A 1,254-nucleotide genomic window follows, 5' to 3' on the forward strand; every position below is an offset into this window, starting at 1 on the left:
GGACCGACCGGGTACCTGGTGCTCTACGGAAACGGCGAACCCGTCGATACGGTGTTGGCCGGACTGGGCGAGTCGCCTCTGGAAATCGAGCGCAGCGGGGTCGACGTGAAACAGTACCCCATGTGCTACGCGACGCACCGTTCCATCGATGCCGTGCTGGCACTGCGTTCCGCGCATGGCCTGCGCCTTGAGGATGTGGAAACCATCGAGGTCCTCAGCAGCAGGACCGGGTTGCTCCCCCTGGTCCATCCGCGCCCTTCGCTGGGACTCGAGGGCAAGTTCAGCCTGCCCTATGCCCTTGCGGTGGCGCTGTCCGACGGGGCCGTGCGTCTTGCAAGCTTCACGGACGCGGCAGTCCAACGCCCCGAGATCCAGCGTTTTCTGGACAAGGTGCGCTGGCGCGATGACGACGGTGCCGCATCGCCGCGCTGGGCCGATGTCACTCTGCATCTGCGGGATGGGCGCACCGTGAACCAGCGCATCGAGCAATTGCATGGTTCGGCTTCGCAGCCACTGAGCAGCGCGGAGCTGTCCGCGAAGCTCGAGGATTGCCTCGATTGGGGTGGTGCCACCGGGCAACAGCGCGATGGTGCGCGGTTCCTTGAGGCCTGCCTCGGCTTTCATTCCATGTCGGCCCGCGCCCTGCTCGCCGCACTTCCCTCCGCATGACAGAGACTTCCATGAACAGTATTTCTTTCAGCAAGGCCGGGCCCCGGTACCTGATGACGCTGGCGCTCGTCGCTGCCTGTTCCGCCGCCCAGGCGGCATGGCCCGAACGTCCAATCAAGTTGATCGTCGGATTCACTGCGGGTGGAGGCGCCGACGGGGTGGCGCGCGTTCTCGCCGACTCGATGGGCAAGGCTCTGGGGCAAGCCGTCATCGTCGAAAACCGCCCCGGCGCCGGCACGACGCTGGCCGCCTCGGTCGTCGCCAAGTCGCCGCCCGATGGCTACACCTTGATGCTCGTATCGTCGACCAACGCGATCTCGCCTGCGATGTACAAGTCGATTTCGTACAAGCCCGCATCCGATTTCATCATCGTTGGCATGATCGGCCGAGGCCCCATGTTGATTGCGGTGCCAAAGTCGTCGGGCATCACGACCCTGGCGGAGCTCATCGATCGCGCCAAGAAGAATCCCGGCAAGATCAACTATGGCGCTGGAGGCATCGGAACGACGCCTCATCTAAGCGCGCTCGTGCTGCAACGTGATACCGGCATCTCGATGACGCACATTCCCTACAAGGGTGTCAGCG

At 64.2% G+C, this 1,254-nt stretch carries 2 protein-coding genes; both read left to right on the top strand.

Annotated elements, in window-relative coordinates; translation table 11 throughout:
* The coding region (locus tag ACSFA3_RS24085) for an MmgE/PrpD family protein (protein WP_475544583.1) at positions 1-669 on the top strand (669 nt) is incomplete at its 5' end.
* Positions 670-722: 53 nt separating this feature from the next.
* On the top strand, positions 723-1,254 hold a 532-nt coding region (locus ACSFA3_RS24090; RefSeq protein ID WP_435507913.1), incomplete at its 3' end, for a tripartite tricarboxylate transporter substrate-binding protein.

This window comes from Variovorax glucosi (genome assembly GCF_051216695.1).
Lineage (GTDB): Bacteria > Pseudomonadota > Gammaproteobacteria > Burkholderiales > Burkholderiaceae_C > Variovorax.